This window comes from Lentilitoribacter sp. JB5-8 (assembly GCF_055693385.1).
In genome coordinates this window covers 507,578-522,820 of record NZ_CM146332.1, presented here as the reverse complement: position 1 = coordinate 522,820, position 15,243 = coordinate 507,578, and the positions used below count along the sequence as shown (strand labels likewise).

The window sequence follows — 15,243 nt, the reverse complement described above, 5'->3', positions numbered from 1 at the left end:
ATGTCTTGCGACGCATAACATGAGGATTGCCAAAAATGAGAGCTGCAAACGAAGCATTAATTGTAATCGATATTCAAAATGACTTTTGTCCCGGCGGTGCGCTTGCAGTAAACGAAGGCGATCAGATTGTTGCAGGCGTGAATGCGCTTATGTCAGAGTTTCAAACCATTGTTTTAACACAAGATTGGCACCCGGAAGGACACTCTTCTTTTGCGTCATCGCATGAAGGCGCTGAAATTATGTCGCTGATTGACATGCCATATGGACCACAAGTTTTATGGCCAGATCACTGTATCCAAGGATCAAATGGCGCTGAGTTTCATGCAGATCTCAATGTGGACTCCGCCCATATGATTGTTCGTAAAGGATTTAGGCCTCAGATCGACAGCTATTCGGCGTTTTTTGAAAATGACCACACGACGCCAACAGGACTTGATGGGTATCTAAAATCTCGGGGTGTTGAAAAACTATTGATGGTCGGTTTGGCGACAGATTTTTGCGTCAACTTTTCTGCAGTTGATGGCGCAAAGCTTGGTTTTGATGTGACCGTTGACCAATCATTATGCCGCGCAATTGATTTTGATGGCTCGCTTGATGCTGCGCGCATCGGCATGTCTCAAGCCGGTGTCACTTTGCTTTAGCTTATCGTTTTTACCAAGCACAAAAGTATTTCAGTTTGACAAAATAAGTTCGCCTCTTTATCGTTAGTACACAAATGATAAAGAGGTGAGGTTTGCACTACGAAACTCCGACAGATCTGGAAACCGCACTTCGGCTATATGCGGTTAAAGGCAGCAGGATTGTAGCTGGCGGAACCGATTTATATCCGTCCGCAAAGCAAGGGCATTCACCGCGTAAATTTATCGACCTTACCTCAATTCCGGAATTGTCTGGTATTAAATTATTTGGCGATCATTATCGTATTGGTGCTGCCACAACATGGTCTGATATCGTAAAGGCGGAACTTCCCGCAGGTTTTGATGCGTTAAAACAAGCGGCAAAAGAAGTGGGCAGTATTCAAATTCAAAATGCCGGCACCATAGGTGGAAACATTTGTAATGCTTCTCCAGCCGCCGATGGCGTGCCACCGCTTTTAGCATTAGATGCGCAGGTTGAGCTTATCAGTGCGGCAAATGGTATGCGAACCATGCCGTTATCGGAATTCATTTTACATGTTCGGAAAACATCACTTGCCGGCGATGAAATTTTATCAGCTGTGCTTATTCCAAAACCAGATGTCTTAGAGAAATCTGCCTTTGAAAAGCTTGGTAGTCGTCGATATCTAGTCATTTCAATTACTATGACTGCTGCAAATATCACTTGCGATGAAAACGGAGTTATCACAAGTGCCAAAATCGCAGTTGGTGCATGCTCTCCTGTTGCGCAACGTTTAACTGAGCTTGAAGCAGATATTATTGGTCAAAAGGTAGAGAATATTGAGATCACCGAGCGACATTTATCGGTGCTTTCGCCAATTGATGATGTGCGTGGAAGTTGTGAGTACCGCATGGATGTTGTCGCTCAGCAGTGTAAGCGCGCATTAGTTAGGGCGGCAATGTCATGACGAAATTTACGCTCAATGGCAATAGTGTATCTTCCGATCCCGTCCCAGGTGAGCGATTGTCAGAAATGTTGCGCGAGCGCGTTGGTGCGCGTGATGTTAAAATTGGCTGCAATGCGGGTGACTGCGGTGCATGTTCCGTTTTGGTCGATGGTGATGTAGTTTGTGCATGTCTGACGCCAGCGCATCAGATCGAAGGCAAAAGTGTTGAAACCTTGAGTGGACTTTATACCAATGAACCGATTGTCGATGATCTTGCAAATAGTTTTTTAGATCATGGTGCCGCGCAATGCGGGATCTGCACGCCGGGGATGATTGTGTCAGCAGTTGCGATGCTGCGCGAGAATTCAACACCGACCGAGGGTGAGGTTAAGGATGCGTTGGGCGGTGTTTTATGTCGGTGCACCGGTTACCGTAAAATAATCGACGCGGTTTTAAATGCTGCACCTAATTTATCCAATGGTGCAGGTCATGTTGGCAGCTCGATACGCCGACTTGACGGTCTAAAAAAAGTCTCAGGGCAAGATTTATATGGTGATGATATTGCACCAGCCGGAACGCTTGAAATTTTTGTCATACGATCACCTTACCCGCGGGCAGGTTTCGAGCTTGGTGATTTGGATGACTTTGTGCAAGACAATCCAGAAGTCTCAGCAATTATAACTGCCAATGACATTGAAGGTGAAAACGCGTTTGGGGTGATCCCACAGTTTCAGGATCAACCAGTTTTCGCGGTAAACGAAGCTCGATTTCGCGGTGAAGCAGTTGCCGCACTCGTAGCTACACCTGAATTTATCCGAGATTTTGATCCAGATGAATTTCCCATTACTTGGCAGGAAAAGGATGCCTCGCAGGATATACATAAAGCGCAACAAGATGATGCAGCTAAGCTTCATGACAAACATGAGAACAATCTTATGTGCGAAGGGTTTGTGCAGCGCGGGGATGCGCCATCAGCAATCGAAGCTTCTGAGTTTGTGGTCGAAGGGCATTTTAATTCAGGTTTTGTCGAGCACGCGTATATTGAACCTGAAGCGGGCTATGCTGAAGTTATAGATGAAAAAGTCACCATTCATGCCTGTACACAAGCGCCTGTGATGGATCAGGAAGCGTTGGAAATTATTCTGGGCAAAAGCAAAGATCAGATTAGGATTATTCCTTCGAGCGTGGGTGGCGGTTTTGGTTCAAAACTCGACATTTCTGTTCAGCCCATTCTTGCCATGGCGGCGATCAAGACTGGTAAACCTGTGCGCCTAACTTATACACGCACTGAATCTATGCAAAGTACAACAAAGCGTCACCCTTCAGATATTCATTTAAAGATCGGTGCAAATTCCGACGGTAAAATTACAGGCTTTGATTTCCTTGGTGGCTTTGATACGGGCGCTTATGCCAGTTGGGGCCCAACGGTTGCGAACCGTGTTCCTGTACATGCCTCTGGTCCATATTTGATCGAAAATTACCGCGCCAAATCGAAAGGTATTTATACCAATAATCCGCCATCGGGTGCTTTCCGTGGATTTGGTGTTCCGCAATCTGCCATTGCGCAAGAATCTCTTTTTGATGAGTTGGCTAACAAAGTTGAGATGGATGCACTTGAATTTCGTATTTTAAATGCGCTCGAAGCGGGTCAACCAACGGTTTGCGGGCAGGTTTTTAGTCAAGGGGTGGGCATCAAACAATGTTTGCAAGCGCTCAAACCCCATTGGGATAAGGAGCGCACAGCCTGCGATGAATTTAATGCAGAAAATGATGTGTTAAAACGCGGTGTCGGAGTTGCTTCAGGTTGGTATGGATGTGGCAATACCTCGCTTCCCAACCCATCAACGATCAAATCGGGTATAAGAGCAGATGGTACCATTGTGCTTCATCAAGGTGCAATGGATATTGGTCAGGGTGCAAACACGGTTATCAGTCAAATTTTTGCGACAGCGCTGGGTGTGCCCGTCACAAATATGCAATTGCTTGGACCAGATACAGATATTACTCCTGATGCGGGAAAAACCTCTGCTTCCCGCCAAACCTTTGTTTCAGGAAATGCTGCGCGATTGTCTGGCGAAGCGTTGCGGGCAAATATTTTGCAGCGTTTTAATGTGAGCGAGAAGAGCGAATTGGTCTTTGACGGATCGATTATTCGCGTTCGGGAAAATGGCAAAGACCATTTGCTTGATCTGAAGACTTTAGCTTCTGATGATGAGGGTTATGTATTCCGCGCTGAAGAAACTTATGATCCGCCAACAGTGCCGCTTGATGAAAATGGTCAAGGGTCGCCATATGCGCAATTTGGCTATGCGGCGCAAATGGCGATCATGGAAGTTGATACCGAACTTGGAACGGTCAAGCCGATTAAATTTATCGCAGCGCATGATGTGGGTCTTGCTATCAATCCTGTTCTTGTTGAGGGGCAGGTGCATGGTGGTATTGCGCAAGGGCTCGGTATGGCGCTTATGGAAGAGTATATTCCTGGACGGACCGAGAATTTGCATGATTATTTGATCCCAACGATTGGGGATATGCCTCCGGTTGAAACGCTTATCATTGAAGATGCAGATGCGCATGGGCCATTTGGTGCAAAAGGGTTGGGTGAACACGTTCTCGTCCCAACAGCACCCGCAATATTAAATGCCATTTATGCTGCAACAGGTGCGCGAATTACCAAGGTTCCGGCAACGCCATCACGGGTAAGAATGGCTATAAGGGCTTTGGAAAATGACTGATCGTGTAAAGCCTGAAAAAATTCGATGTGATGCGTGCCCCGTCATGTGTTACATCGCGGATGGGAAATCTGGTGCTTGCGATCGATATGCAAACCATGATGGTGAATTGGTGCGCCTTGATCCCTTAACCGTTCTACATGAAACTGAGCACAAAATTGTACCGTTCTTATCTGGCACAGATCGCGATGATTGGGATGGTGATATCGTCAAAGGTGATCGTCAATTTATTACTGCCGTCGGTGCCGGCACGACTTATCCGGATTATAAGCCAGCGCCGTTTATTGTCAGTCAGGACATAGATGGTGTTGATATGGTTACCGTTGTCACCGAAGGTATCTTTTCTTATTGCGGTGTGAAAGTGAAGATCGATACGGATCGTCATATTGGTCATGAACGCGATGTCGTTCGTGTTGATGGTGAACCCGTTGGCCATGTTATGACATCTGAATATGGTTCAAAAATGTTATCGCTTGGCGGTGTGGAACATTTGACTGGCGGTTCAAAAAAAGAAGGGCGCGTCACCTGTGATACGCTGCTAAAGCTGTGCAACCGAGACGCGGTTGAGTTGCTTATTGGTGAAGCTGATGACCAGGTAAGTGTTGTTGTTGCGGCGGGAAAACCCCCGATTATTAACGGCGTTGAAGAAAAGCTTATGCGCGTTGGTTGTGGCTCCGCCACAATTGGCATGTTTGCAAAGCAATGGCTTGATGAAGTTGATGAAGTTGTCGTGGTGGATGACCACATCACTGGCGTATTGTCCGAGCATGAGGCTGGAAAACAGCTCGATATTCCTCCAACAGGTATCAAAATGCTGGGACGTCGATCAACGCCGGGTCGTTATTTTCAAGTTGCCGAACCAGGAATTGGTTGGGGTGGTACGGATATTGAAGATCCATTGACAATTTTGGGGCCTTTTAACGCAAAACTTGCACGCGAAGGCATGACGATGCTGATGGTGTCGACAACCGGCGAACAATTTGCATATTTTGTGTTAGACAAAGATCTAAAACCTGTACCAGCTGAAATTCCTCCGAAACTTTTGAGCTCTTGCAAATTGATAGCGGAAAATTGCGAGCCATCTGTGTGTTCCGTTTTGTTTATGGGCGGAGCAGGGGGTAGTTTACGTGCGGGCGTGACCGAGAATCCAGTTCGGTTGACCAAGTCTGTTAAAAATTCACTGACCCATGTGTCTTGCGGTGGTGCTGAAGCCTATGTTTGGCCTGGTGGTGGCATTACTGTCATGGTTGATGTTTTAGACATGCCGACAAACTCATTTGGGTATGTGCCGACACCTGCACTTGTCGCACCTATTGAGTTTTCCATGCGTGCCAGTGATTATGGTGTTTTGGGTGGCTATGTTGATGAGATCAAACAAGTTGAAGACATAAACGCGCAAAAAACGCGTAAAGTCGCATTGGGTCAAAATGATCATAATCCGATGCGTGCATCAAATTATAAATGGTCGGTTAAAACAAAAGCAGATGGTTCAACATCATGATGAAGCCAAGTGCAGCAATTTTACCTTGTGGTCAAAGGCTTCATCTTCAGCATGGCCCTATTGATTTGATCATCTCTGTCGATCGTGACCAAGATAACGCGTTTAAGGCTGCAATTGAGAGGTTTGAAACCGTTCTGGAAGAACTTGCGGCGGAACTGCCTGCTTTAAGATTACCCTTATTGGATGATACTATGCGCCCAAAAGGTGATATTGCAAATCTTATGCACAAAGCAACTCGCCCTTATGCAAATGATCATTTTGTTACTCGCATGGCTTCGGTAGCAGGTGCGGTTGCTGATACAATCTTATTGGCAATGCGAAATTCAGCAAATTTTGAAAAAGCCTATGTAAATAATGGCGGAGATATCGCTCTTTATCTTCATGGTGCGCAAAGATTTATCACCTCGATGCAATCGCATAAGGGTGTCGAGCTTGGGCGAATTGATATTCATGCAGGTGACAATATTTCAGGAATAGCAACAAGCGGTCGCCATGGACGAAGTCACAGTTTGGGTGTTGCCGATAGTGTAACGGTATTAGCAGAGAGCGCAGCTCAGGCCGATGTTGCTGCTACGCTCATTGCCAATGCTGTTGATATCCCTGATCATCCTCTAGTGGCGCGAAAACCTGCGTCTGAATTGAGCCCTGATAGTGATTTGGGAGGCAAATTGGTCGTGGTTGGCTGTGAGGATTTATCGCTTCAAGACCAACATATCGCAGTTGAACAAGGTAAAGAAAAAGCAGAGGCGTTTTTGAAAGCGGGATTGATTAAAAGTGCGGCTATTTTCTTTCAGAACCAACAATGTTTAATTGGACAAAATAATCTCATAATACAAGAAAGGATGATCCAGTATGCCTGATGTCATTTTAAGAAAACTGGTCACGTCTGTTGAAGAGACTTATCACGAAGGCGGACCGATCGCTGAAACACCAATTAAGCGGGCGTCAATACTTGCGATCATCGAAAATCCGTTTTCAGGTCGGTATGAGGAAGATATTCAAGGTTTTATGGATGATCTAAAACCATTGGGGCTCGATATGTCGAAAAAGCTTGTTCAAATGCTCGGCGGTGCTGATCAAATCCAGGGCTATGGCAAAGGCGCGATCATTGGAGAAGCTGGTGAATTAGAGCATGGTGCACTTTGGCATGCGCCTGGTGGTTACGCTATGCGTGATCAATTGGCAAATTCAAATGCGATTGTTCCATCGACAAAAAAAGTAGCTGGTGTAGGCGCGCGACTTGATGTGCCGATTACCCATGTTAATGCATCTTATGTGCGCAGTCATTTTGATGCGATGGAAGTGGGATGCAACGATGCGCCACGTGCTAGTGAGATGGCGCTTGCTTTAGTGATGTCTACTGGTCCACGCGTGCATTCACGGTCCGGTGGACTTGAAGCGTCTGAGATTAAGGGAGAGGATGGATTACGATGAGCATGAAGATCAGAAAAATTGCGGTAAATGTGGAAGAAACACATCGTGAGATTGGTCGTGAAATCTCGCCTGCCACACGCAAAGCTGTTGCTGTTGCAGTGATCGAAAATCCATTTGCTGGTGTTTATCAAGAGGATCTATCTGAACTGATGGAAATGGGTGCCGCGCTTGGCGGACTTTTGGGTGATAAATGCGTTGCAGCTCTAGGTATCTCTCCTTCCGAGGCAGAAAGTTATGGCAAATCTGTAATGGTGGGCGAAAATGGCGAGCTTGAACATGCCGCAGCCATTTTACATCCAAAACTCGGTGCACCATTGCGTAAATCAGTTGAAAAAGGTGCGGCACTGGTTGCTTCCTCTAAAAAGATGGGAAGTCCGGGACAGGTGCTTGATGTGCCGCTTGGACACAAGGATGCTGCTTATGTGCGTAGTCATTTTGATGGTATTGAAGTGCGATTAAATGATGCGCCGCGCGCAAATGAATTGATGGTGGCGGTTGCGGTGACAGATAGTGGTCGCCCATTACCGCGCGTTGGTGGCCTTACACATGAAGATGCAAAAGGCGAAGATGGTTTGCGTTAATCGGTGGACGACGATTTATTGAACCAATCCGGTATTGTGTAAGTTATGTCTTTCCTTGTAAGCTTTGAATATGACTGAGAATTCGGATGGTACCTCACATCGTTATAATTTAAACAACCAAGTCGGGTATTTGCTTCGGCTTGCGCATCAACGTCATGCAGAGATATTTAAATTACACACGATAGAAAAACTAACTCCAACGCAGTTTTCTGCGCTATTACGAATCTCTCAAAAAGGCAAAGTTTCGCAAAACCACCTTGGTCGCCTCGCCGGTATGGATGTGGCGACGGTAAAAGGCGTTGTTGAACGGCTCAAGGATAAAGGGTTCGTCGAATTAAAGCCTGACCTTGAGGATAAGCGTCGGCTAGTTATATCGCTCTCGGATAAAGGTCGAGAAATCGTTGGGGGGCTTGAAGAGATTGGTGCAAAAATTACCGAAGAAACGATGTCGCCTTTAAATGATGCAGAACGCGCAACGCTTGTAAAATTGCTTCAAAAAATCTCGTAGCTACTTCCTCGGTAATTTGGGTGATGCCTTGGTATTATTCTGCTTGGATCTTGAAAAAGTGATCGGCGTACGCAATCCAGGGATACCCTCTGGATTAATTTGCAAATTTCGATGTTGTATCTGTGGGTTTTCAAGCGCTTCTGCAACAGTGTTGATCGGACCAGCTGGGACAATTGCATCTTCGAGTGCTTCCAATAAATCTAGCTTTGCCCATTTCAAACAAGCAGTTTGTATCAGCGGTGCAAGTTCAGTGCGATTTTCAACCCGTTTTGAATTGGTGAGATAGTCATCATAACTTGCAAGCTCTTCCAGTTTTAACACCTTGCACAGTGACTGGAATTGACGATCGTTGCCGCAAGCAATGATGATGTAGCCATCCGAGACCTCGAACGTTTGATAGGGCACAATGTTAGGATGCGCATTTCCCATTCTTGTGGGTGTATCGCCTGACGCTAAATAGTTCATTGCCTGATTTGCTAAAACACCGGTCATGCAATCAAGCAGCGAAATATCAATATGCTGCCCAAGTCCACTATGCATGCGTTCTGTAAGTGCTGCTTGAATGCCGATCACCCCATAAAGACCGGAAAATATATCCGCGAAAGCAACACCAATTTTTTGCGGTGATCCGTCTGGTTCCCCGGTTAAATCCATAATGCCGGACATGCCTTGAATGAGAAAATCATATCCCGCGCGATGGGCATAAGGACCGTCCTGTCCAAAGCCAGTAACGGAGCAGTAAATCAGCTTGGGATTTAGTTTATGGATTGAGTTAAAATCAAGTCCGTATTTCTCAAGTCCGCCAACTTTGAAGTTTTCAATAAGTACATCCGCTTCGGCGATAATATTAATGAGTTTATTAAGATCATCTTCATTGCTGAAGTCGATACAAATGCTATCCTTGCCACGATTTGTACCGTGGAAATATGCTGCTGATATGTCATCATCTCGTTCAATAAAAGGTGGTCCCCAGCGCCGGGTATCATCACCATTTTTGCTCTCGACTTTAAGAACTTCAGCGCCCAAATCAGCGAGTGTTTGACCTATCCATGGACCTGCCAGAATTCTGGCAAGCTCAACAACTTTGAGCCCGTCTAACGGCGTGTTCAAGTGATGATCTCCGGTAAACGCTGCGCAGGAGGCGTGTTGCGGCTACGTTCACTGCGCACAACGCCATCAATAATTGTCATGCCTACGCCTGGGAGGTTGCCAAGTTGAACGGATTCAAGCAGGTTTTTACCTGGTGCATGCTGTGCCTGATCCATCAAAACAAAATCCGCGCTTTTGCCCTTTTCAATCAAACCAACATCAAGATCTCGTTGGCGCGCTGTATTGCCGTTGGCAAAGCAAAAAGCAATTTCCGCCGGTACATTACCCAATGATGACAGCATTGCCACCATGCGCATTATACCAAGCGGTTGAACACCTGAACCTGCTGGCCCGTCAGTTCCTAAAATAACTTGATCAAGTTTATCCAATTCGCGAGCTGTGTTCAGTGTTAATAGAGCGGCGCGCTCATTGCCGTTGTGTACAATTTCCAATGCTGCTTTACAGCTTTCACATAAACAGATGATTTGATCATCAGGCAATGCGGAATGACCACCGTTGATGTGGCCGACAACATCAGTCCCGGTTTCTAAAACCATATCAGCATCAATCAAACCAGATCCGGGAATAGATGGGCCGCCCGTATGGATTGTGCTTTGAATGCCATATTTTCTTGCCCATTCCACCATTTGATGCGCGGTTTTGCCGTCTTTCACAGTGCCTAAACCCACTTCACCTAGTAATTTCACGCCAGCATCTGCGAGGTCTTTAAAATCATGTTCTTCCATACCGTGTTCAATTACAGGAGCACCTGCATGGACCTTAACTCCTGAAGGGCGGAAGTTCTCGTACCAACGTTGGGACGCAATCGCCATGGCTTTTAAGCCAACCACATCTTTAGGTCGACCAGGCATATGCACTTCGCCAGCTGAAATCATAGTTGTTACGCCGCCATGTAGAGTTGAATCAATCCAATGCAATTGTTGTTGGCGCGGGGTATAGTCGCCCACAACAGGGTGGATATGGCTATCGATTAAACCCGGTGCAAGCGTCACGCCATGTGCATCGACAAGCGTGTCTGCACCTTCAGTATCGAGGTCCTTTTCGTTCCCCCATTCTGAGATTTTTCCATCTACTGCAATTAAGCAATCACCTTCAAAGATCGGCTCTTCTATTTTTCCAGACAGTATTTGACCTATATTTTTGATAACTAGTTTCATAAGTTTTCCCTCACCGATTGATGAATTCAGCCTGGTTAGAATTCGTTTGTGTGCAAATAATTATACATGCTGTACTATTAGTCAATTGCTTGCGACATTTTCACAAACTGACATTTCTTGGCTTTACACCTTTAAGCTTAATTATTAGCATACTAACGAATATAATGCCGCTTGCGGGTCTGACTGGAGGAATGAATATGAGTAATGAATTACCGGCAAAGAGCCGCCCAGATCTTTCTAAATTTGTTTGGGATGATGCGTTTCATATGGAATCTCAGTTAGATATGGACGAGCGTATGATACGTGATAGCGCGTTTGAATATGCACAAGACAAGCTGCAAAGTCGTGTAAATGAAGCATTTGAAGAAGAGCATACAGATCCAGCAATATTTGCTGAAATGGGTGAGATGGGCCTACTCGGTATTACGATCCCAGAAAGCTATGGTGGTCTTGGTTCAAGTTATGTGAGTTATGGTTTGGTTGCGCGGGAGATTGAGCGTGTTGATAGCGGATATCGCTCAATGATGTCCGTGCAATCTAGTTTGGTCATGTATCCCATTTACGCCTATGGCACCGAAGAGCAGCGTAAAAAATATCTTCCGGGATTAGCTGCTGGTACGACAATTGGTTGCTTTGGCTTAACGGAGCCAGATGCGGGTTCTGACCCTGCAGGAATGCGCACGACAGCTAAAAAAGTTGATGGCGGTTATGTGCTTAATGGCGCGAAAATGTGGATTTCCAATTCGCCAATTGCGGACGTATTTATTATTTGGGCAAAATCTGATGCGCATGACGGTAAGATCAAAGGCTTTGTTCTGGATAAAGGTATGAAAGGTCTTTCAGCGCCGAAAATCGAAGGCAAATTATCTTTGCGTGCATCCATCACCGGTCAGATTGTCATGGATAATGTAGAAGTTGGTGAGGATGCGCTTTTACCAGATGTCGCAGGGCTAAAAGGTCCGTTTGGATGTTTAAACAGAGCACGTTATGGCATTGCATGGGGTGTTATGGGTGCTGCTGAAGCGTGTTGGTTTGCTGCTCGACAATATGGGCTTGATCGTAAGCAGTTTAATAAGCCAATTGCACAAACTCAATTGTTCCAGCTTAAGCTTGCAAATATGCAGACAGAAATTTCCCTTGGCTTGCAGGCAGCCTTACGTGTTGGTCGTTTGATGGACGAAGGAAATGCAGCGCCTGAAATGATTTCTTTGATTAAGCGAAACAATTGCGGTAAGGCGCTGGATGTCGCAAGAAACGCACGCGACATGCATGGCGGTAATGGTATCAGCATGGAGTTTCCGGTGATCCGTCATATGGTGAATTTGGAAACCGTGAATACTTACGAAGGCACGCATGATGTGCATGCACTTATTTTAGGTCGGGCGCAAACGGGTCTACAGGCGTTTGCCTGATTTTGATTAGTTCCAACTGTTCACTGACGAAAATTGGTTAGATAACATTTTTAATATACCCCGCGCTTTCAAGTGATATAAGCATAATTGGAAGAAAACGGGATTGATATTTTAAAATGCTTTCTGATCAAACGATGATTATTTCGATATTTGTGGTTCTTTTCGTTTTACTGGTTTGGGGCCGAATACGATATGATCTTGTTGCTTTTGGTGCGTTGGTGCTTGCCACTATTTTAGGCTTGGTTCCAACCGAAAGCGTTTTTTCAGGCTTTGGTCATTCCGCGGTTGCCATCATTGCTTTAGTGTTAATCGTATCACGCGGGCTTGTCGGATCTGGCGCGATTGAAAAGCTAGCGCAAAGACTCCTAGATTCAGACCGACCGCTTCCATTACATATCGCGATTATGGCGATTGTTGGCGCGGGGCTTTCTGCTGTGATCAACAACGTTGCTGCGCTCGCGCTTTTAATGCCGTTGGATATCGATACAGCTGCTAAAGCCAAACGTGCTGTGAGTTTAACATTAATGCCGCTCTCATTTGCAACCATACTTGGTGGTATGATCACGTTGATCGGCACACCGCCCAATATTGTGATTGCAGCTTATCGAGAGGACGCGATTGGCACGCCTTTTGGAATGTTCGATTTTGCACCTGTTGGCCTCACAGTTGCGATCATGGGGATTGCGTTTGTCTCGCTCATCGGGTGGCGTTTTTTACCCAAGCGAGAGGGCGCACTCGATCAAGAGCATGATTTTGCAAAGGGGCGATATATTGCCGAATTACGGGTGGGTGATAATTCTGTTGAAGAGGGGACAAAGGTGTCTGATCTTTATCCGCTTGCAGATCAGCACGATTTACATATTTTGGGTCTTGTTCGCCGCGGGAAACGATTGCCTGGCTATGCGGGGCGGCAAGAAATTCGCCCGGGTGACTTTCTCGTGGTTGAAGGTGAACCAAAAGCCATTGAAACGTTTATGGGCCAGGGAGCCTTGGAGTTTTCCGGTTCGGAGAAGCATTCGGGCAGAGTAACCTCTGGCGGTTTGACACTGAGTGAAGTCATTGTACCAGAAGATGCTCGTATTGCTGATCGAACTGCTCGCAGTATGAAATTGTTATATTCTTATTCTGTGACGCTACTGGGTGTTTCGCGCAACGGGCGAAAATTTAAAGATCGCGTGAGACTACTCACAATTCGACCTGGTGATGTTTTACTTCTTTTGGGTACAGCTGAAAGCAATGCGGCTGCGATCTCTGCTATGGGTGTTCTTCCCTTACAAGGGCGCGAGACACAAGTGGTACAACGCTCAAAAGCAGGTATTTCAATAGGGATATTCTTAGCTGCCATTGGAGCTGCAGTTTTGGGCGTGGTATCTTTGCCTGTTGCACTGTGTGTTGCAGTGATTGGAATGATCGCCATTGGTCTTGTGTCTGGGTCCGAAGTCTACGATTCCATTGAGTGGAAAGTCGTCGTGCTCCTTGCGAGCCTAATTCCACTCGCTGAAGCGTTTGAAAAATCTGGTGGTGCTGAGCTGATTGCGTCACAAATATTATCAGTCACCGATGGATTTCCAGCCTGGGTGTCCTTGCTTGTTTTGATGGTTGTGACTATGACCATGTCGGATTTCTTAAACAATGTCGCCACAACGTTGATTGCAGCGCCTATTGGTATTGGCATGGCAACGGCTACAGGGACAAATCCCGATGCATGGTTGATGACGGTAGCTGTCGCGGCATCCTGCGCGTTCTTAACGCCAATTGGTCACAAAAATAATACGATCATTTTAGGGCCTGGTGGGTATCACTTTGGTGATTATTGGAAGATGGGTTTGCTCTTGGAGCTATTGGTTATTGCGGTCGCATTTCCGATGATTTTACTGGTCTGGCCGCTTTAGGGTAAGGTGAGATTTAAACCGTTGATCTGATGCTGACTTGTTTAGTTTCTCTTTTAAATAATGCCATCATTAGGATGGTCAGAGCGGACATATAAATCACATTCATCAATCCAAATACAAACATGCTTATCATCAATGGCCAGCTGAATTTTATACAGTCTAATCCGCTATAAAACCCTGAAACGAATGTCGAGTTCTGTTGAATAACGCGTGGTTTATCTGTCGCGCGTTTGTTGAGAATACGCAGTTGTGTTACGCCCATAAAGATCAATAAAAATCCACTGACTAATGGCTGGTTTACGCTCATGCCACTATTCAGCAGCGCGTTGACTTGCAGACCCCATTGCATAACGACCATCGGAATTGAAAACAACATCCAGATGAGTACATAGCCAGCTAAATATTGTAGGAGTAAGCTATAATTACTGACAATTTTCAGGTTGTTTTGAATGCGTAACAATAATGTTGGAAGCATCATTGCGCCAATCATAATTTGCCACATTAAAAATGCACGAGAAAAGTCAGCCAATCCCCAAGCTTCGATTTTGGTGACGCAAATTGACCAAACCGAATAGCCGTACTCTCCTAGCAATTTCGATTTTTGATAAAGCCAATCGAAAACCATCATCCCGGGTCCAAAGTCTGCTGCTGATCCCTCAACAGCAAACTGAAAAGATTGGATGATGAGATATACCCAAGCTAAAAGCGAAATGCCAATTATGATATCACTGCTAGGAACCACCAGCGTATTCGTCCCCCTAAAGGGCGTCGACTTTGTGACGAGCGGATAGCTCATAGCTTTTGGGTTTTCAATTGATTTGGGCATATCTTGGAACTTTATTAATCTCCGACGATCTTGTTCCAGAAGCCGGATTTTTCTTCCGCTTCATCGGGTGTAGAATCACCACCAGTGACGGCTTTATCAAACTCTTCAAAGAAGTTTTTAGACAGCTTTTTAGATGTGCTGACAACAAGGCGACTACCAAGCTGAGCGAGCTTTCCGCCAATATCAGCCTTTGCGACATATTTAAGGAGCGTGCCGCCATCTTGTTCGATAAGTTGAACGTCAGCGCCACCTTTTGCAAAACCTGCGACGCCGCCATTGCCACTTCCGGTGAGCGAGAATGAATCCGGCGCGCCTTCATTGTTGAGTTCTACATCTCCAGAGAATTTTGCTTTTACGGGGCCGATTTTTAGAACGACTTTGGCCGTTAGCTCTGTATCACTGATCTTGGTCAGTTCTTCGCAACCCGGGATACATTGTTTTAAAATATCCGGATCGTTGAGTGATTTAAACACAACATCGCGGGGTGCATTGATAAAGATTTCGTCTTCTATTTCCATTTTTTGTCCTACTTTAAATTATATGGATT

The 15,243-nt window shown here is 45.7% G+C and carries 14 protein-coding genes; 10 read left to right on the top strand and 4 right to left on the bottom strand.

Annotated features, from left to right (window positions below; all coding sequences use genetic code 11):
* Positions 1–35: 35 nt before the first annotated feature.
* The 8 genes from pncA (at position 36) to ACZ1GZ_RS02465 (ending at position 8,299) form a co-directional block, all read left to right on the top strand.
* Positions 36–641, top strand: coding sequence for a bifunctional nicotinamidase/pyrazinamidase (pncA, locus tag ACZ1GZ_RS02500; protein ID WP_472666848.1), 606 nt, complete (start codon positions 36–38; stop codon positions 639–641).
* A 92-nt stretch (positions 642–733) separates the two neighbouring features.
* The gene (locus ACZ1GZ_RS02495) at positions 734–1,564 is read left to right on the top strand and encodes an FAD binding domain-containing protein (protein WP_472666847.1); all 831 of its coding nucleotides are present in this window, start codon (positions 734–736) and stop codon (positions 1,562–1,564) included.
* On the top strand, positions 1,561–4,278 hold the full coding sequence (locus ACZ1GZ_RS02490) for a molybdopterin-dependent oxidoreductase (RefSeq protein WP_472666846.1): 2,718 nt from the start codon (positions 1,561–1,563) through the stop codon (positions 4,276–4,278). Before ACZ1GZ_RS02495 ends, ACZ1GZ_RS02490 begins: the two co-directional genes overlap by 4 nt.
* Positions 4,271–5,776 carry a 6-hydroxynicotinate reductase gene (locus ACZ1GZ_RS02485; protein ID WP_472666845.1) on the top strand — a complete coding sequence of 502 codons (1,506 nt, stop codon included), beginning with the start codon at positions 4,271–4,273 and terminating at the stop codon, positions 5,774–5,776. Before ACZ1GZ_RS02490 ends, ACZ1GZ_RS02485 begins: the two co-directional genes overlap by 8 nt.
* On the top strand, positions 5,773–6,636 hold the full coding sequence (locus tag ACZ1GZ_RS02480; RefSeq protein WP_472666844.1) for a UPF0280 family protein: 864 nt from the start codon (positions 5,773–5,775) through the stop codon (positions 6,634–6,636). Before ACZ1GZ_RS02485 ends, ACZ1GZ_RS02480 begins: the two co-directional genes overlap by 4 nt.
* Positions 6,629–7,210, top strand: coding sequence for an amino acid synthesis family protein (locus ACZ1GZ_RS02475; protein ID WP_472666843.1), 582 nt, complete (start codon positions 6,629–6,631; stop codon positions 7,208–7,210). Before ACZ1GZ_RS02480 ends, ACZ1GZ_RS02475 begins: the two co-directional genes overlap by 8 nt.
* The gene (locus tag ACZ1GZ_RS02470) at positions 7,207–7,791 is read left to right on the top strand and encodes an amino acid synthesis family protein (protein WP_472666842.1); all 585 of its coding nucleotides are present in this window, start codon (positions 7,207–7,209) and stop codon (positions 7,789–7,791) included. The genes ACZ1GZ_RS02475 and ACZ1GZ_RS02470 overlap by 4 nt, the downstream gene beginning before the upstream one ends.
* A gap of 70 nt (positions 7,792–7,861) precedes the next feature.
* Positions 7,862–8,299: a MarR family winged helix-turn-helix transcriptional regulator gene (locus tag ACZ1GZ_RS02465; protein ID WP_472666841.1), complete on the top strand. Its 438-nt coding sequence runs from the start codon at positions 7,862–7,864 to the stop codon at positions 8,297–8,299.
* Here ACZ1GZ_RS02465 and ACZ1GZ_RS02460 read toward each other — a convergent pair whose 3' ends face one another.
* Together ACZ1GZ_RS02460 and ACZ1GZ_RS02455 are read right to left on the bottom strand one after the other, a co-directional pair.
* Positions 8,300–9,409: a CaiB/BaiF CoA transferase family protein gene (locus ACZ1GZ_RS02460; protein WP_472666840.1), complete on the bottom strand. Its 1,110-nt coding sequence runs from the start codon at positions 9,407–9,409 to the stop codon at positions 8,300–8,302.
* Positions 9,406–10,566, bottom strand: coding sequence for an amidohydrolase family protein (locus tag ACZ1GZ_RS02455; protein WP_472666839.1), 1,161 nt, complete (start codon positions 10,564–10,566; stop codon positions 9,406–9,408). Before ACZ1GZ_RS02455 ends, ACZ1GZ_RS02460 begins: the two co-directional genes overlap by 4 nt.
* Before the next feature lie 197 nt (positions 10,567–10,763).
* Between ACZ1GZ_RS02455 and ACZ1GZ_RS02450 the strand changes: the two genes are divergently transcribed.
* Positions 10,764–11,978, top strand: a complete 1,215-nt coding sequence (locus ACZ1GZ_RS02450; RefSeq protein WP_472666838.1) for an acyl-CoA dehydrogenase — start codon at positions 10,764–10,766, stop codon at positions 11,976–11,978.
* Positions 11,979–12,094: 116 nt separating this feature from the next.
* Positions 12,095–13,870: an SLC13 family permease gene (locus ACZ1GZ_RS02445; RefSeq protein WP_472666837.1), complete on the top strand. Its 1,776-nt coding sequence runs from the start codon at positions 12,095–12,097 to the stop codon at positions 13,868–13,870.
* Positions 13,871–13,883: 13 nt separating this feature from the next.
* On the opposite strand, the gene ACZ1GZ_RS02440 is transcribed toward ACZ1GZ_RS02445, so the two are convergent.
* Positions 13,884–14,498 (bottom strand): copper chaperone, encoded by a 615-nt coding sequence (locus tag ACZ1GZ_RS02440; protein WP_472666836.1) that lies wholly within the window; start codon positions 14,496–14,498, stop codon positions 13,884–13,886.
* Positions 14,499–14,710: 212 nt separating this feature from the next.
* The gene (locus tag ACZ1GZ_RS02435) at positions 14,711–15,214 is read right to left on the bottom strand and encodes a CoxG family protein (RefSeq protein WP_472666835.1); all 504 of its coding nucleotides are present in this window, start codon (positions 15,212–15,214) and stop codon (positions 14,711–14,713) included.
* Between the last annotated feature and the right edge of the window lie 29 nt (positions 15,215–15,243).

Bases quoted from the DNA above. Each gene is read 5' to 3' on its own strand.
- pncA (WP_472666848.1), top strand. From the start codon at position 36: ATGAGAGCTGCAAACGAAGCATTAATTGTAATCGATATTCAAAATGAC.
- ACZ1GZ_RS02490 (WP_472666846.1), top strand. From the start codon at position 1,561: ATGACGAAATTTACGCTCAATGGCAATAGTGTATCTTCCGATCCCGTC.
- ACZ1GZ_RS02485 (WP_472666845.1), top strand. From the start codon at position 4,271: ATGACTGATCGTGTAAAGCCTGAAAAAATTCGATGTGATGCGTGCCCC.
- ACZ1GZ_RS02480 (WP_472666844.1), top strand. From the start codon at position 5,773: ATGATGAAGCCAAGTGCAGCAATTTTACCTTGTGGTCAAAGGCTTCAT.
- ACZ1GZ_RS02475 (WP_472666843.1), top strand. From the start codon at position 6,629: ATGCCTGATGTCATTTTAAGAAAACTGGTCACGTCTGTTGAAGAGACT.
- ACZ1GZ_RS02470 (WP_472666842.1), top strand. From the start codon at position 7,207: ATGAGCATGAAGATCAGAAAAATTGCGGTAAATGTGGAAGAAACACAT.
- ACZ1GZ_RS02465 (WP_472666841.1), top strand. From the start codon at position 7,862: ATGACTGAGAATTCGGATGGTACCTCACATCGTTATAATTTAAACAAC.
- ACZ1GZ_RS02455 (WP_472666839.1), bottom strand. From the start codon at position 10,566: ATGAAACTAGTTATCAAAAATATAGGTCAAATACTGTCTGGAAAAATA.
- ACZ1GZ_RS02450 (WP_472666838.1), top strand. From the start codon at position 10,764: ATGAGTAATGAATTACCGGCAAAGAGCCGCCCAGATCTTTCTAAATTT.
- ACZ1GZ_RS02445 (WP_472666837.1), top strand. From the start codon at position 12,095: ATGCTTTCTGATCAAACGATGATTATTTCGATATTTGTGGTTCTTTTC.
- ACZ1GZ_RS02440 (WP_472666836.1), bottom strand. From the start codon at position 14,498: ATGATGGTTTTCGATTGGCTTTATCAAAAATCGAAATTGCTAGGAGAG.
- ACZ1GZ_RS02435 (WP_472666835.1), bottom strand. From the start codon at position 15,214: ATGGAAATAGAAGACGAAATCTTTATCAATGCACCCCGCGATGTTGTG.